The 21,001-nt window shown below is 61.9% G+C and carries 19 protein-coding genes; 12 read left to right on the top strand and 7 right to left on the bottom strand.

Annotation, left to right across the window (positions count from 1 at the left end; all coding sequences use genetic code 11):
* Window positions 1-128: 128 nt before the first annotated feature.
* Complete coding sequence (locus ACFIQF_RS21770; protein ID WP_393945743.1) at window positions 129-632, top strand: hypothetical protein; 504 nt, start codon at window positions 129-131, stop codon at window positions 630-632.
* A gap of 51 nt (window positions 633-683) precedes the next feature.
* Here ACFIQF_RS21770 and ACFIQF_RS21765 read toward each other — a convergent pair whose 3' ends face one another.
* The 7 genes from ACFIQF_RS21765 to dsrO form a co-directional block, all read right to left on the bottom strand.
* Window positions 684-1,301 carry a M17 family peptidase N-terminal domain-containing protein gene (locus tag ACFIQF_RS21765; RefSeq protein WP_393945742.1) on the bottom strand — a complete coding sequence of 206 codons (618 nt, stop codon included), beginning with the start codon at window positions 1,299-1,301 and terminating at the stop codon, window positions 684-686.
* A gap of 115 nt (window positions 1,302-1,416) precedes the next feature.
* Window positions 1,417-2,172, bottom strand: coding sequence for an alpha/beta hydrolase (locus ACFIQF_RS21760; protein ID WP_393945741.1), 756 nt, complete (start codon window positions 2,170-2,172; stop codon window positions 1,417-1,419).
* A gap of 126 nt (window positions 2,173-2,298) precedes the next feature.
* A complete protein-coding gene (locus ACFIQF_RS21755) occupies window positions 2,299-3,558 on the bottom strand; it encodes a type II toxin-antitoxin system HipA family toxin (RefSeq protein WP_393945740.1) in 1,260 nt (419 codons plus the stop codon).
* The gene (locus ACFIQF_RS21750) at window positions 3,555-4,136 is read right to left on the bottom strand and encodes a helix-turn-helix transcriptional regulator (RefSeq protein ID WP_393945739.1); all 582 of its coding nucleotides are present in this window, start codon (window positions 4,134-4,136) and stop codon (window positions 3,555-3,557) included. Before ACFIQF_RS21750 ends, ACFIQF_RS21755 begins: the two co-directional genes overlap by 4 nt.
* Window positions 4,137-4,406: 270 nt before the next feature.
* Window positions 4,407-7,607 (bottom strand): tetrathionate reductase subunit A, encoded by a 3,201-nt coding sequence (locus ACFIQF_RS21745; protein WP_393945738.1) that lies wholly within the window; start codon window positions 7,605-7,607, stop codon window positions 4,407-4,409.
* 96 nt (window positions 7,608-7,703) lie between these two features.
* Window positions 7,704-8,744, bottom strand: a complete 1,041-nt coding sequence (nrfD, locus tag ACFIQF_RS21740; RefSeq protein WP_393945737.1) for an NrfD/PsrC family molybdoenzyme membrane anchor subunit — start codon at window positions 8,742-8,744, stop codon at window positions 7,704-7,706.
* A 13-nt stretch (window positions 8,745-8,757) separates the two neighbouring features.
* Window positions 8,758-9,525 (bottom strand): sulfate reduction electron transfer complex DsrMKJOP subunit DsrO, encoded by a 768-nt coding sequence (gene dsrO, locus ACFIQF_RS21735; protein WP_393945736.1) that lies wholly within the window; start codon window positions 9,523-9,525, stop codon window positions 8,758-8,760.
* 375 nt (window positions 9,526-9,900) lie between these two features.
* Here dsrO and lepA point away from each other — a divergent pair, with 375 nt between their 5' ends.
* The 11 genes from lepA (at window position 9,901) to ACFIQF_RS21680 (ending at window position 20,988) form a co-directional block, all read left to right on the top strand.
* Complete coding sequence (gene lepA / locus ACFIQF_RS21730) at window positions 9,901-11,709, top strand: translation elongation factor 4 (RefSeq protein WP_393945735.1); 1,809 nt, start codon at window positions 9,901-9,903, stop codon at window positions 11,707-11,709.
* A gap of 28 nt (window positions 11,710-11,737) precedes the next feature.
* Window positions 11,738-12,706 (top strand): signal peptidase I, encoded by a 969-nt coding sequence (gene lepB / locus ACFIQF_RS21725; RefSeq protein WP_393945734.1) that lies wholly within the window; start codon window positions 11,738-11,740, stop codon window positions 12,704-12,706.
* A 25-nt stretch (window positions 12,707-12,731) separates the two neighbouring features.
* The gene (locus ACFIQF_RS21720; protein ID WP_393945767.1) at window positions 12,732-13,100 is read left to right on the top strand and encodes a DUF4845 domain-containing protein; all 369 of its coding nucleotides are present in this window, start codon (window positions 12,732-12,734) and stop codon (window positions 13,098-13,100) included.
* Complete coding sequence (rnc, locus tag ACFIQF_RS21715; RefSeq protein WP_393945733.1) at window positions 13,101-13,784, top strand: ribonuclease III; 684 nt, start codon at window positions 13,101-13,103, stop codon at window positions 13,782-13,784.
* A 66-nt stretch (window positions 13,785-13,850) separates the two neighbouring features.
* Window positions 13,851-14,843 carry a GTPase Era gene (gene era, locus ACFIQF_RS21710; protein ID WP_393945766.1) on the top strand — a complete coding sequence of 331 codons (993 nt, stop codon included), beginning with the start codon at window positions 13,851-13,853 and terminating at the stop codon, window positions 14,841-14,843.
* Between the two features lie 52 nt (window positions 14,844-14,895).
* Window positions 14,896-15,657, top strand: coding sequence for a DNA repair protein RecO (gene recO, locus ACFIQF_RS21705; RefSeq protein WP_393945732.1), 762 nt, complete (start codon window positions 14,896-14,898; stop codon window positions 15,655-15,657).
* Entirely contained in the window at window positions 15,654-16,421 is a 768-nt protein-coding gene (locus ACFIQF_RS21700) for a pyridoxine 5'-phosphate synthase (protein ID WP_393945731.1), read from the top strand. Before recO ends, ACFIQF_RS21700 begins: the two co-directional genes overlap by 4 nt.
* Window positions 16,422-16,484: 63 nt before the next feature.
* Window positions 16,485-16,877 carry a holo-ACP synthase gene (gene acpS, locus ACFIQF_RS21695; RefSeq protein WP_393945730.1) on the top strand — a complete coding sequence of 131 codons (393 nt, stop codon included), beginning with the start codon at window positions 16,485-16,487 and terminating at the stop codon, window positions 16,875-16,877.
* A gap of 111 nt (window positions 16,878-16,988) precedes the next feature.
* Complete coding sequence (gene nagZ, locus ACFIQF_RS21690; RefSeq protein ID WP_393945729.1) at window positions 16,989-18,080, top strand: beta-N-acetylhexosaminidase; 1,092 nt, start codon at window positions 16,989-16,991, stop codon at window positions 18,078-18,080.
* A gap of 436 nt (window positions 18,081-18,516) precedes the next feature.
* The gene (locus ACFIQF_RS21685) at window positions 18,517-19,215 is read left to right on the top strand and encodes a gluconate 2-dehydrogenase subunit 3 family protein (RefSeq protein ID WP_393945728.1); all 699 of its coding nucleotides are present in this window, start codon (window positions 18,517-18,519) and stop codon (window positions 19,213-19,215) included.
* 3 nt (window positions 19,216-19,218) lie between these two features.
* Window positions 19,219-20,988, top strand: a complete 1,770-nt coding sequence (locus tag ACFIQF_RS21680) for a GMC family oxidoreductase (RefSeq protein ID WP_393945727.1) — start codon at window positions 19,219-19,221, stop codon at window positions 20,986-20,988.
* Window positions 20,989-21,001: the final 13 nt, after the last annotated feature.

Below are 21,001 nucleotides of genomic sequence, written 5' to 3'. Positions count from 1 at the left end.
CGGAGCCGGGATCGCTTTACGAGCTGCCAAGAAGGCCTTCTTCGCTGCGCTGCCATATCCGCCGCCTTCCTACAAAAAGGCGCTGCGATTGCTTCAAAAATAAGCCCTTCTTCCCCGGGAAGGGCAACATGAAATTTGCGCATTTTGTTTTTGCTCTTGTGCATTGTGTGATGGCGGCCTTGTTCACGGCCTGTGCGCTGGGCTTGCTGTGGATCGCCGCCAGCAAAGGCTGGGCGGCTTTTCACAACGGCTTGGGGCGCGATGAGATGTTCAAGCTGGTCGAAGCCATGGGCGTACTCGCGGCCAGTGTGGTGGCTTTGCAGATTGCACAGACCATTCTTGAAGAAGAGGTGGTGCGCGACACGCACATCAGCGGCCCCACGCGTGTGCGGCGTTTCCTCTCGCGCTTTATGGTGGTGCTGGTGGTGGCCTTGGCGGTAGAGGCGCTGATCACCATATTCAAAGCCTCAGAAATGCACGAGCTCATGCCCAATGCCTCGCTGCTGATCGCGTCGGTCGGCATGCTGCTGGTGGGTTGGGGCGTTTTCATTCGCCTCAATACCGCTGCTGAAAAGCTGGAACCTGAGGCCATGGACGACGCCAAAAGCGAAGACGCCAAGGTGCAGAAATAGCCGCGGGCAGGGCTTGCTGCGGTGCCGCTGTGCGGCCGCAGATGTGCCGCGTCAGCCCGCGCTACCCATCACAACAGCAAAGGCGCTTTGGTACTGCTGAACTTTTTGCGCATAGTTGGCAGCGCCGGTGTCGAACACCCAGCGCTGAATGCCGGGCGCTTGCGCCAGGCCCAATTGGTGGGCCAGGTGCAGGGCGTCGAGCTGGGCTTTGAGGCCGCGCAGCATGGGCGTGTTGAACTCGCCTTCGGGGCGGATGCCGGTATCCAGAATGCTGGGCGCAATGGCTACGCTGCGTGCGCCGCGCAGGTTGCCCACGCGCAGGGCGCAAGCAACGGCAGCGGCGCTGGTCTCTGGCGTCCAGTCCTCGGGCTCGCCCATGCCTATGACCAGCAAAGTGGGCGATTTGGCTGCGGCAGGCGCACGGTCGATTAGCAGGGTTTCGAGCGAGCGGCCACTGAAGGCGCCTTGGCTGCGTGCCTGGCTCAGTTGGCCGCCCAGCGCCGCATCCAGGTTGGCGAGGCCGCCGGCCTGCGGCTGCTGGTTGATCTCGTGCGTGAACATGCAGGCACAAGACAGATCCACCTCGGCCCCGGTGCTGTCCACGGTGACCAGCTCTATCGTCACCCCTCGGTACTGGCCGATCACGGTGCGCTCTGTTTTGGCTGCCATCTGCATTTCCTTTCGTGCGGTTGCTGTCGGGGGCGCTGCGTCGGGTGGGCAGCGGCATCGAATGCATTCTATGAATTGGAAATGCCTGCCGATTTGGCATGGCTATGGTCTTGGTTTACAGCGCCTGTTTGAAGAAGCTGCGCACCGAGCGCTGGATCAGATCGGCATCGTTGTCGAGCGTGGCGACGTGGTAAGACTCGGCCAGCAATACCTGCTGGCGCAGCGGGCTGCCTATGGCGGCCATGATCATGTTGGCATTGACGGCGGGCACGATATGGTCCTCAGGCGACACCAGCACCAGTGCCGGCGCGGTGATGCGCGGCAGCAAATCCTTGGTCACACTCATCAGGCCGTAGATTTGCTTGATGGCAGGTACCGGCACATCGGCGTAGACGATCTCCTGAATGCCGGGCTTTTTGATGTCGCTGCCCACGCCGGGCACGGTGGCCGGCGCAGCGTGGTCAAACGCCAGCGCAGCCAGATCGGGGTTCTGAAACTCCACGCATGCGTTGATGGGCGCGATGGCTTTGAAGCGCCCCGGGTATTTGGCCGCCATATACAGCGTGAGTGTGCCGCCCATCGACAGCCCGCTGATAAAGATGTGCTTGCAGCGCTTTTCCAGCGCTTGTACACCGGCTTCCACCGAATCGATCCAGTCTTGCGCCGTGGTTTGCGCCATGGCGGCCGGCGTTTCGCCGTGGCCTTGCAGGCGCACGCCCAGCGTGGTCCAGCCTTCGGTCTGGTTCAAGTACTCGCCCAGCGGCTTCATGCAAGACGAGGTGCCGGTAAAGCCGTGCGAGAGCAGCACGCCGACCTCGTTGCCTTCATAGAGAAAGGGCTTGCCGCCTTCGATGATGTCTTGCTCGGTCATGGTTGTCTCCTGGATTAGCGCTTGCCAAAGATTGCTGCATCATAAAGACAGAAGTTGGCAGGCCGCCGCAGGTCAGCGTTTGCATGTGTCGCCGCTGTTCGGCAAACACGCCAGCGCGGTTTGCGCTTAAAGCAGCGCTTGCCTTTGCTGCTTGAGTGCAGCGCGGTCGATGCTGGCGGCCAGTTGCTCCATATCTGCCGCGCATACGCCCAGTGCGGAGAAGTGGGCTGCCCATCGGTCAACCATTGCGGCAACCTGCCGCATCAGCTCCATGGCGCGGGGCATTTTGATGCCGTATTCGTTGATCTGGCTGAGCGCGTTGCCCAGGCTGGACTCCGAGCCCGCGCTGCCCACGATGAGCGCCTGGTAGCCGAGGTTTTGCAGGCTGGGCACCACGTCATAAGCGGGCGTGAGATCGTAGTAGCCGTCCACCAGGTTCAGCGAGATGCTGTGGTTGCGCTCGTGGTCGTCGGTGTTGTCAACGAGGATGTTGAAGACCAGGCGTTTGAACAGCTCCTCGCGCATGGCCGCTTGACGATCGGGGTGGCCCAGGCGCAGCAAAATGCTGGCCAGGTTGGGGTAGCTGTATTCCAGCCCGGCGGCGCGCAAAGCGGTGTGGGCGGATTGGCAATGCACGCGGTAGGGGCCGATGCGGTCAAACCGGTCAATGGTCAGCGCATGCCGCGCTTTGCCGTAGCGCGGCGGTAGCGGCAGCACGGCCGTATTGGCCACGTACATGCCGGCCCGGGCAGCCAGGGTCATGGTGGCGTGTTCGATAAGCGGCGTGTCGACCGGGTCGTCCAGCTCGCTGAACTTGACGACGCAGGTGCCACGATCAGTCTGCAACAAGGCTTTGGGGCGCGCGCCGCCAAGCGTGACGCCGGGTTGCACGAGGCGCCGTATATCCGCCGTGATGGGCGCTTGCGTCTGCACGTCCTCCACCGCTGCGGCGAGCTGGGCCAAATCTTGCAGGCGCGGGTAAGGGCCCAAGTAACGGGGAATGTATTGCTCTGCCGAGGTGGAGATGCCCAGCGCGCCAAAGCGGTCGTCGCCCGCGAAGAGCAGCATTTCGAGAATGGACAGGCGCGCCGGCCGGTCTATGTGGCGAATGATGCGCTCGCCCCAGCGGTCCGGGCGGGCATCGTCCAGAGCGCCGGGGGCGGAGCCTCTTGCGCCGGCACTGAAAATTTGCCCGGCCACCAACGGTAGGTCTTCGCTGAGCGCAAAGTTCCACCAGTCGGGCGCATAGCGGAAGGTGGCGCAATCGGCCACCAGCTGCGAGAGGCTGACCTCGCCCAGCAGCTTGGGCTCGGCCGGGTTGAGCATGGCCCAGGCGTAGAGCTGGTCTTGCGGCACATAGCTGCGCGCGGATACGGCGGGCTTCATGGCTTTTTGGCGGCCGATCCGCTGAGCAGCGCGGCCAAGCCGGCTGCAGCGGGCGCTTGGCCTGATGCCTTGCTTTGGCCTGCGAGGTACTTGCGCATTTCTGCCTGCGGATCGAGCCCCAGGCGGGCGATGTCGGACACCTGGGCTGCGGCGGCCACTGGCGGGTGGTCATAGACCGCCGTATGGCCTTTGGCTCGTTTGGCGCTGCTTGCCGCTGCTGGCCGGGCGGCTGCTGTATGTGCAGGCTCTGCAGTCGGGTGCTTGGGTTTGCGCTGGCGCTTGATCTTGGCCACCTCTTTTTCCAGCGCCCCATGGTCGTTCTGCGGTGCAACCAGTGCTGCCAAGCCGATGCTCGGGTTGATCAGCCACATGCACATCACATACGAGGCCATGGCGACGGATGGGTCGCCGCGCTCGATACGCGCCATCGTGGGCTGCGATATGCCCAACTTCTTGGCCCACTGCGCCTGCGACTCGCCCCGCCGCTTGCGGGCGATGACGATGTTCTGCGCCAGCTGCTCAATTTGCTGGAGCACCGCTTGCGGGTAGTCGGCGGGGGACGTGTTTTGTCTGGGCATGCATAGATGTTAGGCTTTTTCTGATTTTGTGTAAATCTATGAATTTTTAAAATGATTTGCAGTGATTTTTGAGGATTCTATTCATAGATATTGATTTATTGCAAATTTCCAGTCATGTATGAGTAAGGATGGAAATTGCTCAAGTGCACGGTAAGCTGACGTGGCTCGCCCAGGCTTGAGGGGCTGAAGATGGCAAAAAGGCCCGGCGCGTGCGCGCTCGGGCCTGTGTCTCATCGCACTTGCGGATAGGCAGTTCGTCTCAGCCTGCGCTCAGATTTTCCGTACCTTCACTGGCAAACCTTGCCGCACCACGGCGCCCGATACCCAGTCGATCCAGACATTGTCTTTGGCGGGGCGCGTGGGGTCGGCGAAGCCCAGTGTGTTGAGATTCACGCCCTGGCCGTGTTGCGGGTTGGCGTGCGTAGATTTGCCATCTACGACATGCGCTACCGTGCCCAGTTGCTTGTGGCCGTAGCCGTGTTCGATGGCGACAGCGCCCGGCGCAATGCCGGTGCGCACCAGCGCCACGCCTTGCAGTTGGCCGCCGGGTGTGCTGAGCTCGATGTGGTCGCCGTTGGCAATGCCCAATCGGGCGGCGTCGTCCCGGTTCAGGCTGACGGGGTTGTGCGGGTGCACCTGGCGCAGGCGCGATGCGGCGATGGACATGCTGCTCATCAGGTTGGATTTGTAGCTGGTCATGGTCAGCGGCCAGTCCTGCTCGGTAAACACCTTGCGCATGTCCGAGCCGTCGGCCAGGCGCGTGGGGTACCAGGTGGGGCAGCCGCTGTAGCGCTCGCCGGTCATGGAGTGGCGCATTTTGGCCAGGCCTTCGTGCCAGAAAGTGGCGGGAAACTTGGCCTGCAGTTTGAGCTGCTCGCCTTTCCAGGCGTCTTCCACTTTGTCGAAGCGGCCGCCGCGGCTCATCACCATGGCGACGCGGCGTACCTCGTCGGGTTTGAGGCGTTGCTCGACAGCGGGCATCCAGCGCGTGAGGCCGGTGATGGCGATGTCGTCGTCACTCGCTTCAGGTACCGGCTTGCCGGCCTGGTAGGCGATGTTGCACATGCCGCGCAGGTAAAAGTCTTCGGCACTTTCCAGATCGAGCGGCTCGCCGTCTTTGGTGGACATGGCGTTTTTGCCGAAGCCGGGCAGTTGCAGCTGCTTGGCCACAGCAAAGATGAAGCTTTCCAGGCTGACGGGTTTGCCGTCGGCCGTTTTGGCGGTGGCGGCGTCAACCGTGGGCCAGCGCACGGTGCTGCTTTTGGCGATGACATCGGCCCAGGGCGCGCCAATGCCCCAGCTTTCGTAGGTGACGGTGTCGGGCACGATGTAGTCGGCCAGTGCCGAGGTTTCGTTGATGAACGGGTCGACCGAGACAAACAGCGGCAGCTTTTTCACATCTTTGATGCTGGCGGCCAGCGTATTCTCAAAGCCGCAGATCGCGTAGATCGGGTTGCTCATGTGGTTGATCCAGGCCTTGACCGGGTAGGGGTAGCCCAGTAGGCCGGCGGCCAGCATTTCGCTCGACAGCCCGCCAGGTGCTGGATACCACGGAGCCTGGGCCGGATAAGGGTTTTGGCCGGCCGCTTTTTTGCGCTGGAACTCGCTGGTTTTCTCGTACGGAAAACGGGTGCGCGACAAGGCCACGCCGCTGGCTTTGACAGCACCGGGAAACTGCGCAAAGTTGTAGCGCGGGCCGGGGCCAAAGGGGCCGAAAGGGCCGGCGTCCATGACCCAGCCGCCTTTGACGTTGAGGTTGCCGATCAGGTTGTTGAGCATGGCAATGGCGTAGGCGGTGTAGAAGCCCGAGCCGTTCATGGTGCCGCCGTGCGAGTTGGCCACAGCCTGCTTGCCGTGGCTGGTGAATTCGCGCGCCAGGTCTTCGATCTCTTTAACGGGCACGCCGCACAGCGCGGCATATTCAGCCAGCGTTTTGCGGTGCGACTCTGCGCGCAGTTTGGCAAAGGCGCTGCACACGGCAATCGGTGCTGGCGCTTCGCTGGCACCGGCTGCTGGGGCGGGTGTGAATTCGCGCTCTACCAAAAGCTCAGCGGCTTGTGCCACGGTGTGCGGGGCGAGTTGGCCGCCGGGCAGTTGCACCACAAAAACATCTTGTGCCGGTGTTTTGTCGTCCACCGGCTCGGGCATGGGCAGGCCAATGTCCGCACCGCGCAAGAACTGGCCGTAGCGCGGGTGCTTGGGCTCGTTGATGAGCAAGTGCGTGGCATTGCTCCACGATGCCTCGCCGGCTGCAGCCATGGCGGCCGGGCCAGGCTGGGTGAGGAACTGCATGTCGTAGCGCTCGTGGTCAATGATCCAGCGAATCAGGCCCATGGCCAGCGCCAGATCGCTGCCCGGTTTGACGGGCAGCCAGCGGTTGTTGTCGCCCGCCGCGTGGCTGGACGAGGTAGGCAGCATGGGCGATACCACCACGTATTTATAAGTGTTCTCGTCGCGCGAGCGTGCCTCGGCCAGCTCGCGGCCTACGCGCTGGAAAGGGTTGCCCGATTGCGCTGGCGATGTGCCGATAAAAAGACCAAAGCGGGAGTTTTTCCAATCGGGCTTGCCGTGCGGCATGCCGACCATATCGCCCAGCGCAGCGCCAGTGCCCACGCGGTAGGTTTGGCCGCAATAAGAGCCGTGGTTGGAGACGTTGACGGTGCCGAAGGCCTGTTTGGCAAAGCGGTTGATGAGCGGTGTGCGGCCTTCGTTGGAGGCTTCGGTGAACAGCAACTGGTTGGCTTTGGGACCGTACTCGGGATTGGCCGGGTCGATCAGTGTTTGCACATCGCGGATGGCACGCAGACCTTCAACATGGCCTTCGCCAAACAGGTTGCCGCCTTCGCAGATTTCCTGCACCAGCTGCTCCAGCGAAATCGTCTTCCATTGGCCTGAGCCGCGCGGGCCTACGCGCTTGAGCGGTTGGAGCACGCGGTGCGGTGCTTTCTGGTGCTCCAGCATGGCCGAACCTCGGGCGCAACTGGTGGCACGGCCCTCAAGGCCGTTGTCGCCGCCGAGCATGGCGTAGACATCGCGCACCGGCGTTTCCATCGGTGCAGGATGCGTGGTGGCCAGCGGGTGGTAAGGGTTGCCGGCAATGCGGATGATCTGGTTGTGCTTGGTGTCCACGCGCAGGCGCACGCCGCACTGCGTCCAGCAGCCCAGGCAACTTGACGGGCTGACCACTTGGCCGGGGTGGGTGCTGAGTTGGCCAGTGACCGGGTCGATGCGGAACTCCGGCGTGAGCGAGTTGCCGCGGGTAGCGCTCTTGGTGGTTTTTCCCGAGCTGCCAGTGATCAGCCCTTTGGCACCTTTGGCCACGGTTTCGCCGTAGCCTGCAGCAAATGCAGCCAGGCCGCCGGCAACTGCGCCGCCGCGCAACAGCATGCGGCGGCGGGCGGCATCGGTGTTGCCGGCTTGTTGGCCAGCTGGGGCTGCGGGAGCGGGGGATTTTTGGTTCTTATCTGTCATGTTTGGGCCTCTGGAGAGAAGCGGGCGCTGCAGCCATGTTTGGGCTGGCTGCGAGCGCTGAAATTAGTGGTTGTTTTGGCTGAGGGCGGGGTAGGTTCAGGCGGCGCTCGGCGCTTGGCGGGCGGGGAACAGTTCCAGCGCCCAAGTGGCCATGGCTACCAGGGCCACGCACAAACCGGCTACGCCCAGCATGCCCAGCAGCCCGTCGCCGCCCAGCGGCATGTGGTAGAGGTACAGACCGGCGCCGAACTTGGGCACGCCTTGCACGCCCATGAACAGCGCCCAGCGGAAGGCCCAGGCCGATGCGGCCAGGCCCGTGCCCAGCACCAAGGTGTAGCCCTTGGCGCCCAGGCGGCGCTCGCCCCGCAGCAGCGCTATCACCACCGCAGCGCCAAACACGCCCGAACCGAGCATTGCCATGCGCCACACCGGGAACTCGCGGAACAGGCGCAGTGCCAGATCAAACGAAGGGCTTTGGCCGCTGATACCGTAGATGCCCCAGGTGAGGGCGCTGACAACCAAGGCCGTAGCCAGGCCCAGACCGAGGCTGCGCAAGCCTTGCAGCGCCGCTGCATCCGGCTGCCAGCGGGCAGGCAAAAAGCGGTAGAGCACAAAGCCCATGCCCACGGTGGCGAGCCAGCCGCTGAGCGCCAGGTTGATTGGTACCCACAGCGTGTTCCACAAGGGGCGCGAGCGCACCACCATGATTTCTGCGCCGGTGTAGACCACGATGCTGAGTGTGGAGAGCACCAGCAGTGGGGCGAGCCAGCGCATCAACCCCGGTTTGCCCAGCCACCACAGCGCGCACATCAGCACGCAGAGGCCGACGAAAGTGGGCATCAGCACGGCGCCCAGACTCATCCACGACCAGGGTGTGAGATGTGCATAAAAGTGCCAGAAGCGGGCGGGCTGGTGCAGATCGGCCAGCAAAGCCACGGGCGCAGCAATGGCGCTCATGGCCAGCACCAGCACAGCCGTTGGCAACAGGCGCTGGCGCAGGCCGCCAGTTGGGCCAAAGACGCAGGCAGAGCTGAGCAAGGCCGCGCCGGTGGCAATGCCGACCAGAAAGAAATACTGCACGGCCCAGGGCAGCCAGGCGGCTTCGTACGCAGGGGTCAGGAGTTCGATGATTTGCATGGTGTGACGCCTTTCACAGATGCTCGGCCACCAGGCGCACCGTGGCTTGGCCGTCGACGCCGTTGACGAACTCATCGGGCAGGCCGATGTAGAACACGTGGGGCTTGGTTTTCATGCCGGGTTTGAGGACTTTGATCTCGTCCTTGTGCGCTGCAATGCGGTGGTTGATTTCGCTGTTGGCGTCGTTGAGATCGCCGATCACGCGCGCGCCGCCCACGCAGCTTTCCACACAGGCGGGCAGCAGGCCGGCTTCCAGGCGGTGCTCGCAGAAGGTGCACTTGTCGGCCGTCTGCGTTTCGTGGTTGATGAAGCGGGCGTCGTAAGGGCAGGCCTGCACACAGTAGCCGCAGCCGACGCAACGCTCGTTGTCGACAAGCACGATGCCATCGGTACGCTGGAACGTAGCCTGCACCGGGCAGACCGGCACGCAAGGCGGCTCGTCGCAGTGGTTGCACAGGCGTGGCAGGCTGACCATGGCTGGCGCGCGCTCTGGCCGGTCTACCTCGTACTGCAACACCGTGGTGCGGAACTGGCCGATGGGCGGCTGGTTCTCTACCGAGCAGCTCACGGTGCAGGCCTGGCAGCCAATGCATTTGCGCATATCTACCAACATGCCAAAGCGCTTGCCCTCCATGCCAGGGCGGCGGGCCGGTTGAAAGCTTGGGTCGCCGGGTGTAACTGCTTGTGCCGAGGCACTGAGGCCAAAACCGGTGGCCAGGGCTACCAAATCTTGCAGAAAGGATCGTTTGCTGGGGTTTGTCGTGGTGCTGATGTCAGTCATGGGAGCCTCGCTCAGAGATATCGCTACAACGAAAACTGGCATGAAATAAGTTTTCGATATATCGATATGCGAAATATGAGTGATAAATTGACTGAATGTGTTGATGCAAGTCATGCCAGATTGCGGTCGTAACCAAAAATGCGGCCGCTCGCATGCGCTGCCACCCGAGCGCCTGGGCAGGAGGAGGTGGGGCGGGTTGCGCGACAGCGGGCGAGAAAAGCCGTTTCAGCCCCTGGAGCAGCAGGCCCGTATTTCCGGGGTACTTTGCTTTTTTGCCTACAATGCTTGCTTTTGGCTGGCCCTGGTCAGCCGCTTTGGCGTGCCTGCAGCTCTGGCAGGACGCATGCTCCCCCGGCCCTTCTTTGTTTGTCGTTGATGCAGCACATTCGTAACTTTTCCATCATTGCCCATATTGACCATGGCAAGTCCACCCTGGCCGATCGTCTGATCCAGCGTTGCGGCGGCTTGGCCGAGCGCGAGATGGAGGCGCAGGTGCTGGATTCGATGGACATCGAAAAAGAGCGCGGTATCACCATCAAGGCGCAGACCGCGGCTCTGCAATACAAGGCCAAAGACGGCAAGGTTTACAACCTGAACCTGATCGACACCCCCGGCCACGTGGACTTCTCGTACGAAGTCTCGCGTTCGCTGTCGGCTTGCGAAGGCGGCCTGCTGGTGGTGGATGCATCGCAGGGCGTGGAAGCGCAGACGGTGGCCAACTGCTACACCGCACTCGATCTGGGTGTGGAAGTGTTTGCCGTGCTCAACAAGATGGATCTGCCGCAGGCAGACCCGGACAACGCCAAGGCCGAGATCGAAGATGTGATCGGCATCGACGCCAGCGACGCGATTCCCTGCTCGGCCAAGACCGGCATGGGCATCGACGAGATTCTGGAAGCCATCGTCACCAAGGTGCCGCCGCCCAAGGGCAACCCCGATGGCCCGCTGCGCGCCATGATCGTGGACAGCTGGTTCGACCCGTATGTGGGCGTGGTGATGCTGGTGCGCGTGGTGGATGGCGAGCTGAAAAAGGGCGAGCGCTTCAAGATGATGGCCACTGGTGCGGCCTACGAAGCCAACAATGTGGGCGTATTCACGCCGGCCAACTCGCCGCGTGATTCGCTCAAGGCAGGCGAGGTGGGCTACATCATTGCCGGCATCAAGGAGCTGAAAGCGGCCAAGGTGGGTGACACCATCACGCTTGAAAAGAAGCTGCCCAACAACCTGGGTCCGGCCGACAAGGCGCTGCCCGGCTTCAAGGAAGTCAAGCCCCAGGTGTTTGCCGGTCTTTACCCGACCGAAGCCAGCGAATACGACCAGTTGCGCGATGCGCTGGAAAAGCTGCAGCTCAACGATGCGGCGCTGCAGTTCGAGCCCGAAGTCTCGCAGGCGCTGGGCTTTGGTTTCCGCTGCGGTTTCCTGGGCCTGCTGCACATGGAAATTGTGCAAGAGCGCCTGGAGCGCGAGTTCGACCAGGACCTGATCACCACCGCGCCCAGCGTGGTCTACCAGGTGCTCAAGGCAGACGGTGAGCTGATCGACGTGGAAAACCCCTCGAAGATGCCTGACCAGGGCCGTATTGAGGAGATCCGCGAACCGATCGTGACCGTGCACCTGTACATGCCGCAAGACTATGTGGGCCCGGTGATGACGCTGGCCAACCAGAAGCGCGGCGTGCAGATGAACATGGCCTACCACGGCCGCCAGGTGATGCTGACCTACGAGATGCCGCTGGGCGAGATCGTGCTGGACTTTTTCGACAAGCTCAAATCGGTCTCGCGCGGCTATGCGTCGATGGATTACGAGTTCAAGGAATACCGCGCCTCGGATGTGGTGAAGGTCGATATTTTGCTCAACGGCGAGAAGGTGGATGCGCTGTCGATCATTGTGCACCGCTCGCAATCGGTGTACCGTGGTCGTGCGGTGGTGGCGAAGATGCGTGAGATCATCAGCCGCCAGATGTTCGACGTGGCGATTCAGGCAGCCATTGGCGCCAACATCATCGCCCGCGAAACCGTCAAGGCCATGCGCAAGAACGTGCTGGCCAAGTGCTATGGCGGTGACATCACGCGTAAGCGCAAGCTGCTCGAAAAGCAGAAGGCCGGCAAAAAGCGCATGAAGCAGATCGGCTCGGTGGAAGTGCCGCAAGAGGCCTTCCTGGCTATCTTGCAGGTTGAAGATTAAAGACAGAGCGAGCCAAGCGACACAAGCTATGCAAATCCTGACGACACTGATTCTGGCCGCCTTTGTGGCCTATATGGGCGCGTGGTACAGCGGCGCGATTGAAGGCAACTTTGCATTGCTGTTGTTCCTGGCGACGGTGGTCACCGGCGCCTATTGGCTGGCTGAGCGTTTTTACTTTCTGCCCAAGCGCAAGGCGGCGGCAACGGCCCTGGCTGCGAACGCCGCCGAGCGCCGCCAGCAACTCGGTGCGCAGGGCATTGACAAGGTCGATGGCGACGATGTGCAAGAAGGCCAGGCGCGTTTGCTGATGCAGCCCTGGTGGCTGGACTGGACGGCTGGTCTGTTCCCGGTGATCGTGGTGGTGTTTCTGCTGCGCTCGTTCTTGTTCGAGCCTTTCAAGATTCCCTCGGGCTCGATGATCCCGACCCTGCTGGTGGGCGACCTGATTTTGGTGAACAAATTCACCTACGGCGTGCGCCTGCCGGTGATCAACAAAAAAATCACCGAAGGCAATGCGCCCCAGCGTGGCGATGTGATGGTGTTCCGCTACCCGCCACAACCGAGCATGGATTACATCAAGCGCGTGGTTGGCGTGCCGGGCGACGAAGTGGCCTACCTCAACAAGCGCCTGACCATCAATGGCAAGCCGGTGCCCACCACCAACCAGGCCGATTATTTTGAGCAAGACGCCATGCGCTACTTCAAGCAGATTGAAGAGCAGTTGGGCGAAAAGACGCACCGTGCCATTACCAATGCCGATGTGCCGGCCTTTGTGCAGGGCGCAAGCGATTTCAAGTACCGCGAAAACTGCCGCTACACCGTCGAAGGCGTGACCTGCAAGGTGCCCGAAGGCCATTACTTCATGATGGGTGACAACCGTGACAATTCGTTGGATTCTCGATACTGGGGTTTTGTGCCTGATGCCAATATCGTCGGCAAAGCCTTCTTTGTCTGGATGAATTTCGGTAACATCAAGCGCATCGGATCGTTCAACTAAAAACAGTTTTCAAGAGGGAATGTCTATGCGAGCCATGCAACGCACACCACGCAGTCGCCAGCGCGGCCTGTCCTTTATCGGGCTGGTTCTGTGGGGCTTCATCATCGTGGCCGGGGTGGCAGTGGGCAGCCAGGCAGTTCCCGTGGTGATCGAGAACATGAACATCAAAAAAGCGGCCACCAGAGCGGCACGCCAGGGCTCTACCGTGCAGGAAGTGCGCGACATTTACCAGAAGGCCCAGGCGATTGATGACATGAAATCGGTCAATGCCAAGGATTTGGATGTGACCAAGGATTCCAATGGCAGCATTGTGGTGTCGTACAGCTATGAGCGCGACGTCCCCTTGTTCGGGCCGGCCTACCTGGTCTTCCGTTTTAAAGATAGTGTGAAATAGGTGGAAGCAGAACTCAGTCGATTGCAGGAGCGCCTGCAGTATTCATTCTCGAACGGTGCGTTGCTGCAGCGAGCGGTAACGCACCGTAGCTTTTCTGCGGAACACAATGAGCGCCTGGAGTTTCTGGGCGACTCGGTGCTGGGCCTGGCGGTCTCGACCATGTTGTTCCAAAAGCTCAAGACCACGCCCGAGGGCGATCTCTCGCGCATTCGGGCCAACCTCGTCAAGCAAGACACCTTGCACCAGATCGCGCTGCGCCTGGAGCTGGCCAAGGTTTTGCGCCTGGGCGAGGGTGAGGCCAAATCGGGTGGCCGCGAGCGCCCCTCGATCCTGGCCGATGCGGTCGAGGCCATCATTGGCGCCGCCTACCTGGATTCTGGCTACACCGTGGCCGAAGGCATTGTTCACCACCTGTACGAGCGCGTAGAAATCTCGCAGCACATGCCGGCGGCTTCCAAAGATGCCAAAACCGCCTTGCAGGAATGGCTGCAGGCGCGCAAGAAATCTGTGCCTCTGTACGAGGTCACGGGCACCAGTGGTGCCGCCCATGCGCAGACTTTCCTGGTGGAGTGCACGGTGCCGTCGCTCCATGCCCGCACCCAGGGCCAGGGTCCGTCGCGCCGCGCAGCAGAGCAGGCGGCCGCCGCCATCATGCTGCAACACCTGCAAACCGAGCATCGCTGAGCTTTTATGACTTCCAAAAAATCCCCTGCGGCTGACGCTGCATCCACCTCGCCATCGGGCCAGTCCATGGCCGACCTGGATGCCATGCTGGCTGCTGCCAAGCCCGGCGCTGCTGTGGCCCGCTCGGCCGAAGTTGCCGCCGCAGCCGAACCGGTAGCCACCGGCCCGCAGCGCTGCGGCCTGATCGCTATTGTGGGCAAGCCCAATGTGGGCAAATCCACGCTGATGAACGCGCTGGTGGGCCAGAAGATCTCGATCACCTCGCGCAAGGCGCAAACCACGCGCCACCGCATCACCGGCATCCGCACCAAGGACAGCACGCAGTTTGTGTTTGTCGACACACCGGGCTTCCAAACGCGCCACAGCACGGCGCTGAACAAGTCGCTGAACAAAACCGTGATGGGCGCCATTGGCGATGTGGACCTGATCTTGTTCGTGGTTGAGGCCGGCAGCTTCACCCTGGCCGACGCCAAGGTGCTGAGCCTGTTCAAGCCCTGTATCCCCACACTGCTGATCGCCAACAAGCTGGACACCGTGCACCGCCGCCATGAAATTGCGCCTTGGCTGCGCGATATGCAAGAGCGCCACCCGTTTGCCGAGTTCGTGCCCATGTCGGCCAAGAACAAGGGCGATATCGAGCGCCTGTTTGGCATTTGCGAAAAGTACCTGCCCGAGCAAGACTGGTTCTACGGCGCCGACGAGTTGACCGACCGCAGCGAGAAGTTTCTGGCCGCCGAAACCGTGCGCGAGAAGCTGTTCCGCTTTACCGGCGACGAGCTGCCCTATACATCGACCGTGGTCATCGACAAGTTCGACGAAGAGCCGAGCAAGGCGCACGGCCGCTTCATGCGCATTGCCGCCACCATCGTGGTCGAGCGCGACGGCCACAAAGCCATGGTGATTGGTGAGAAGGGCGAAAAGCTCAAGCGCATCAGCACCGAGGCGCGCCAAGAGCTGGAGAAGCTCCTGGGCGCCAAGGTCTTCCTCGAAGTCTGGGTCAAGGTGCGCTCGGGCTGGGCTGACGATGAAGCCCGCGTCAAATCCTTTGGCTACGAATAAGCAGCGGCCCGGCCGGGCGCGCTGAGGCGGCCTGCTCGGGCAAGCAACTGCCATGGCTGTCAAACGCGTCAACGACGAACCCGCCTTTATCCTGCACCGCTACGACTGGAGCGAGTCGAGCCTGATCCTGGAATGCTTCACCCGCCACCGCGGCCGCGTGGCGCTGGTGGCCAAAGGCGTGAAAAAGCCCACTTCCAGCTTTCGCCCGGTCTTGCTGGCGCTGCAGCCCTTGCGCCTGTCGTACGGGCTGGGCGCGGACGGTGCCTCCGATATCCACACCCTCAAAAGCGCCGAATGGGTGGGTGGCCACACCATGCCGGTGGGCGAAGGTCTGCTCTCGGGCATGTACCTCAACGAGCTGTTGATGCGTCTGCTGGCGCGCGAAGACCCGTTTGCCGAGCTGTTCGATATTTACGCTGGCGTGGTGCGCGTGCTGGCTACCGACCATGGCGATGTGCTGGAACCGGTGCTGCGCGCTTTCGAACTGCTGCTGCTGCGCGCGCTGGGGCATTTGCCATCGCTGGCGCAGCAGACCTTGTCGCTGCAAGCCTTGGAAGATGGTGCACACTACGTGCTGGTGCCCGAGGCCGGGCTGCGCGAGGCCACGCCCAATGAGCGCGCCAGCCTCAGCGGCGCGCAATGGCGGCAGCTGGAAGCCGCGCTCTGTCAGCCAAACCCGTATCCTCAGGTCCTCAGGGCTTGCGTCTTGTGTGCGGGCGAGTTAAAAGCGCAGTTGCGTGCTGTGTTGCAACACCATTGCGGCCAGCCGGTGCTGCGTACCCGCCAGTTGATGATGGACATTCAATCGCTATGACTCCCGTAAAAACCGCCTTGTCGGTCAACCTCAACAAGGTTGCCCTGATCCGCAACACCCGCCATCTGGGCATTCCGAGCGTCACGCGGGCGGCACGCCTGTGTCTCGAAGCCGGTGCGCAGGGCATCACCGTGCACCCACGCCCGGACGAGCGCCACATCCGTGCTGACGATGTGGAAAAGCTGGCCGAAGTGGTGGCCACCTGGCCGGTGCCGCGCGAGTTCAACATCGAGGGCAACCCTTTCCACAACCTGATGGACTTTGTGCGCAAGTACCGCCCGCACCAGGCCACTTTTGTGCCTGACAGCGAAGGCCAGTTCACCAGCGACCACGGCTGGAGCTTCCCGGATGATGCCGAGCGCCTGCAGCCGCTGATTGCCGAGTGCAAGGCGCTGGGTGTGCGCGTGAGCCTGTTCATGGACCCGATCCCCGAGCAGATGGCCGCCGCCAAAGCCGTGGGCGCAGACCGGGTGGAGCTGTACACAGAGCCCTATGCCGCAGCCTTTGGCACGCCAGATCAAAGCGCACAGATCAAGCTCTATGCCGCAGCGGCTGAGGCAGCGCAGGCGGTGGGCCTGGGCGTCAACGCCGGGCACGATCTGAGCCTGCGCAATCTGACGCCGTTTGTGGCCAATGTGCCTAACGTGCTGGAAGTGTCGATTGGCCATGCTTTTGTGACCGACGCGCTGGAGCTGGGCTACGCCGAATCCGTGCGTGCTTACCTGCGCTCGCTGGCGGCCCGCCCGGACGGCGTATTGCTGTAACCACGGCTTCGGGCGCTTGCCCTGCAAGTGCCCAGACCGAACCAGACCGAATCTCGCTAGACCATGATTTACGGCATCGGTACCGATATTTGCGACATCCGCCGCATCCGCGCCACGCTGGACAGGCAAGGCGAACGCTTTGCCCAAAAAGTGCTGGCCGAGGGCGAGCTGGCCGTGTGGCGCCGCCGCTCCGAGCGCTGGCCCGAGCGGGGCGTGCGCTACCTGGCCACTCGTTTTTCCGCCAAAGAGGCGTTCAGCAAAGCCGTGGGCCTGGGCATGCGCATGCCCATGACCTGGCGGCACTGCGAAATCATCAACCAGCCCAGCGGCAAGCCGGCCATTCAACTCCATGGCGAGCTGGCCACCTGGTTTGCCGCACAGGGTTTGTCGGCCCACATCACGGTGACGGACGAGGTGGATTACGCGGCCAGCTTCTGCGTCGTGGAAAAGCTTTGAACCATTGAACCGCTATTTTCAAAAACAGCCGACTGACCCGCTTTGCCGCAAAGCGCCAGCGCGCACCAGCCCTTACCATGGGCTCCGCCCCGTATTCACTCGCACCACACCATGAACCTCCACGCTCCTTTGATCATTGACATTGCCGGCAAAGCGCTCACCGACACCGACCGTGCGCGCCTGGCGCACCCGCTGGTGGGCGGCATCATCTTGTTTGCCCGCAACTGGGAAAACCGTGCTGCGCTGGTGCAGCTGTGTGCCGACATCAAGGCCGTCAAGCCTGACTTGCTGATTTGTGTAGACCACGAAGGCGGCCGCGTGCAGCGCTTCAAGACCGACGGTTTCACGCATCTGCCTGCCATGCGCCAGCTGGGCCAAATGTGGATGGACGACGGCCAAGGCCGCCAGCAACGCGAAGGCAGCGGCGCCATGCGCGCCATGGATGTGGCCACTGCCGCCGGCTATGTGCTGGGTGCAGAGCTGCGGGCCTGCGGCGTGGATTTCAGCTTTACGCCGGTGCTCGATCTGGATTACGGTGAAAGCTCGGTCATCGGTGACCGCAGCTTCCACCGCGACCCTCGCGTGGTTGCCACGCTGGCGCGCAGCCTCATGCACGGTTTGCTGCAGGCGGGCATGGGCAACTGCGGCAAGCATTTTCCCGGCCACGGCTATGTCAAAGCGGATTCGCATGTCGACATTCCGGTCGATGCCCGCAGCCTCAAGGCCATTCTGGCCGAAGACGCTGCACCTTACCCTTGGCTGTCCAGCGTGCTCACGGCCGTGATGCCGGCGCATGTGGTTTATCCCAAGGTGGACAAGCGCCCGGCAGGCTTCAGCGAAAAGTGGCTCAAAGACATTCTGCGTGGCCAGCTGCGTTACGACGGCGCCATCTTCAGCGACGATCTGAGCATGGAAGGCGCACGCCGCATCAACGGCCAACTTATCAGCTATACCGATGCTGCTTTGTCGGCCCTGCAAGCCGGTTGCGACATGGTGCTGCTGTGCAACCAAAGCCTGGGCCTGGGTGAGCATGTCGATGAACTGCTCGACGGCATGGATGCCGCCTTGCGCGATGGCCGCTGGGTTCCGAGCGAAGACTCGGAAGCCCGCCGCCAGGCGCTGCTGCCCGATACGGCGCCACAAACCTGGGACGAGCTGATGCACCAGCCGCATTACCAGCAAAGCCTCGATTTGCTGCCCTGATACTTCTTTCTCCAAGAAAAATCCGCTGCCCAATGGTTGGGTCAGCGGATTTTTTTATGGCTGCACGGTCTGCGAAAACCCTGGATTTTCAGTGCCTTAGCTGGGTGGAAGATGCGCCCAAGTCTTAGGTCTTATATCTAACATCAAACCCCTTGTGTTTTGCTCCAACAAAAGACCGCGGCCTACATGCAACTAAAGGTTGCGCCTACAACAAACATTGGCCATTGTCTCTACCATGCAAGAGTTTGGGCGATCTGGGCCTTTGGCGAGAAGGCTTGGGCCCAATGTGTGCATGCACTAGCAGTGCGTGTTGTCCTGGAGGTTCAGCTCTGCAAGCTGCGCTCCACGGCAAGTGATCGACCCCAAAAGTACCCCCAGCAACCGTCCGGCACGCCTGCGTGCGGCTGGGCCGTTTGCACGATGAAGGAACAAAACAATGTCTAACATATCTCCACCCAGCCGCAGGTCGTTCCTGCTGGCCTCGGGCGCCGGTGTGGCGCTGACCGGCGCTGCCGTGACTTTCCATGCCAATGGCAAGGAAACGCCCGTCAAGCTGGACCAGTACAAGCCTGAGTACCTGAACCCTGAGGAATGGGCTTTTGTACTGGCTGCCACGGCGCGTCTGATTCCTTCGGAAGGCGACGGCCCCGGCGCCATCGAGGCCCATGTGCCCGTGTTCATCGATCGCCAGCTCCAGGGCTACTACGGCAATGCAGAGCTGTGGTACATGGAAGGCCCGCACGATCCGGCTGCTACGCCTGACCGTGGTTGGCAAACGCCGCTGAACCCGGCACAGCTCTACCGCAAGGCCATTCCCGCCTTCAACGCTGCTTGCAAAGAAAAGTTTGGCAAGGAGTTCAAGGACCTGGCTGCCGAGCAGCAGGACGAAGCACTGACCGCACTGCAAAAAGGCCAGATCAAGCTGGACCCGGAGCTGAGCTTTTTCTTCAGCACCTTGCTCGCCAACACCAAGGAAGGCTATTTCGCCGACCCCATGCACGGCGGCAACTTTGGCATGCAGTCGTGGAAATACATCGGCTTCCCCGGTGCTCGTGCCAGCTACGCCGAATGGGTGGGCCAGCACAACAAGAAGTACCCGCTGGGACCAGTGTCGATCAAGGGCGAAAGGGCATAAACCATGGCACGCATTGAAAAGAAAAAAGACGTGGTCATCGTTGGCCTCGGCTGGACCGGCTCCATCGCCGGTATGGAACTGGCCGCGGAAGGCCTGGAAATTGTGGCACTGGAGCGCGGTGGCGACCAGAACACGGTGCCCGAGTTCAAGTACCCGAACCAGATTGACGAGCTGACCTATGGCGTGCGCCTGAAGAACATGCAGCGCCCCCGCCAGGCCACCGTGACGGTGCGCCGCAGCGACAGCGAAGTGGCGCTGCCTTACCGCTCGATGGGCTCTTTCCTGCCCGCCAACGGCGTGGGTGGTGCAGGCACGCACTGGAACGGCCTGCTGTGGCGCCCACAGCCACAAGAAATCCAGCTGCGCAGCTATGTGAAAGAGCGCTGGGGCGAGTCGATCATTCCTGAAGGCATGAACCTGATGGACTACCCCGTCACCTACGACGAGCTCGAACCCTTCTTCACGCAGTTCGACGAAGTGGCCGGTATCTCGGGCAAGGCCGGTAACCTCAACGGCAAGATCCAAGAGGGCGGTAACCCGTTCGAAGGCTGGCGCTCCAAAGAGTACCCCATGCCTGCGCTGCCCCACACCTACGACTCGACCAAGTTCGAAGCCGTGGCCAAGCAAATGGGCTACCACCCGTTCACCGCGCCTGCCGGCATTGCGTCTACCTCGTACGTCAACCCGTACGGCATGCAGATGGCGCCTTGCAACTTCTGTGGTTTCTGCGAGCGCTTTGGCTGCTACCAGTACTCCAAGTCGTCGCCCCAAACCGCGGTGCTCGACGCGCTCAAGCGCAAGAAGAACTTCAGCTACCGTACCCACTGCGAAGTGCTGCGCGTAGAAAGCTCGGAAGACGGCAAGACCGCCACCGGCGTGACCTACTTCGACTCGAACACCAACGAAGAAGTGTTCCAGCCTGCCGATCTGGTGATCCTGTCTTCTTACCAGCTCAACAACGTGCACCTGCTGCTGGTCTCGGGCATCGGCAAGCCTTACGACCCCAAGACCAATGAAGGTGTCACCGGCAAGAACTACGCCTACCAGATGAACGGCGGTGTGACCATGTTCTTCAAGGGCGAGTACTTCAACCCCTTCATCGGCCACGGCTCCAACGGCATTTGCATTGACGACTTCGGCATCAACCAGAACGACTTCGGCAAGCTTGGCTTCATCGGCGGCGCCTACTGGCGCGTGGGTTCGATGAACGGCCAGCCTATCCGCTCCATGCCGCTGCCCAAGGGCACGCCTGGCTGGGGTGCCGGCTGGAAAAAGGGCATTGGCGAGTGGTACGGCCACTCCATGTCGATCGGCACGCACGGTTCGCACATGTCCTACCGCGTCAACCACCTCGACCTGGACCCTACTTACAAGGATCCGCATGGCCGTCCGCTGATGCGCATGACCTTCAACTGGCAGGACAACGACCTGAAGATGAACCAGTACCAGAAGCTCAAGGCCAGCGAAGTGGCCAAGGCCATGAACCCCGACATCATGCAAGCCGGCTTCAAGGACATTGGTGCCACCTTCGACGTGCGCCCTTACCAGACCACGCACAACACCGGCGGCCACATCATGTCGGCCAACCCGCGCGAAGGCGTGGTGAATCGCTATTGCCAAACCTGGGACAAGCACAACGTGTTCGTCTTCGGCGCCGGCAACTTTGTGCAGAACACCCAGTACAACCCCACCGGCATGGTCGGCGGCCTGGCTTACTGGACGCTGCACGCGATCCGCACCCTGTACCTGAAGAATCCCCGCCCTTTGGTCTGAGGAGTAGTACCCC

It is taken from the genome of Comamonas trifloxystrobinivorans, assembly GCF_043359985.1.
Classification (GTDB): Bacteria; Pseudomonadota; Gammaproteobacteria; order Burkholderiales; family Burkholderiaceae_C; genus Comamonas; species Comamonas trifloxystrobinivorans.
The sequence above is the reverse complement of the archived record's forward strand: the minus strand, read 5'-3'. Positions and strand labels throughout refer to the sequence as shown.

Bases quoted from the DNA above. Each gene is read 5' to 3' on its own strand.
- ACFIQF_RS21685 (WP_393945728.1), top strand. From the start codon at position 18,517: ATGTCTAACATATCTCCACCCAGCCGCAGGTCGTTCCTGCTGGCCTCG.
- recO (WP_393945732.1), top strand. From the start codon at position 14,896: ATGGCTGTCAAACGCGTCAACGACGAACCCGCCTTTATCCTGCACCGC.
- ACFIQF_RS21750 (WP_393945739.1), bottom strand. From the start codon at position 4,136: ATGCCCAGACAAAACACGTCCCCCGCCGACTACCCGCAAGCGGTGCTC.
- lepA (WP_393945735.1), top strand. From the start codon at position 9,901: ATGCAGCACATTCGTAACTTTTCCATCATTGCCCATATTGACCATGGC.
- ACFIQF_RS21770 (WP_393945743.1), top strand. From the start codon at position 129: ATGAAATTTGCGCATTTTGTTTTTGCTCTTGTGCATTGTGTGATGGCG.
- nrfD (WP_393945737.1), bottom strand. From the start codon at position 8,744: ATGCAAATCATCGAACTCCTGACCCCTGCGTACGAAGCCGCCTGGCTG.
- lepB (WP_393945734.1), top strand. From the start codon at position 11,738: ATGCAAATCCTGACGACACTGATTCTGGCCGCCTTTGTGGCCTATATG.
- ACFIQF_RS21720 (WP_393945767.1), top strand. From the start codon at position 12,732: ATGCGAGCCATGCAACGCACACCACGCAGTCGCCAGCGCGGCCTGTCC.
- dsrO (WP_393945736.1), bottom strand. From the start codon at position 9,525: ATGACTGACATCAGCACCACGACAAACCCCAGCAAACGATCCTTTCTG.
- nagZ (WP_393945729.1), top strand. From the start codon at position 16,989: ATGAACCTCCACGCTCCTTTGATCATTGACATTGCCGGCAAAGCGCTC.
- ACFIQF_RS21760 (WP_393945741.1), bottom strand. From the start codon at position 2,172: ATGACCGAGCAAGACATCATCGAAGGCGGCAAGCCCTTTCTCTATGAA.
- ACFIQF_RS21700 (WP_393945731.1), top strand. From the start codon at position 15,654: ATGACTCCCGTAAAAACCGCCTTGTCGGTCAACCTCAACAAGGTTGCC.
- ACFIQF_RS21680 (WP_393945727.1), top strand. From the start codon at position 19,219: ATGGCACGCATTGAAAAGAAAAAAGACGTGGTCATCGTTGGCCTCGGC.
- ACFIQF_RS21755 (WP_393945740.1), bottom strand. From the start codon at position 3,558: ATGAAGCCCGCCGTATCCGCGCGCAGCTATGTGCCGCAAGACCAGCTC.
- ACFIQF_RS21765 (WP_393945742.1), bottom strand. From the start codon at position 1,301: ATGGCAGCCAAAACAGAGCGCACCGTGATCGGCCAGTACCGAGGGGTG.
- era (WP_393945766.1), top strand. From the start codon at position 13,851: ATGGCCGACCTGGATGCCATGCTGGCTGCTGCCAAGCCCGGCGCTGCT.
- ACFIQF_RS21745 (WP_393945738.1), bottom strand. From the start codon at position 7,607: ATGACAGATAAGAACCAAAAATCCCCCGCTCCCGCAGCCCCAGCTGGC.
- acpS (WP_393945730.1), top strand. From the start codon at position 16,485: ATGATTTACGGCATCGGTACCGATATTTGCGACATCCGCCGCATCCGC.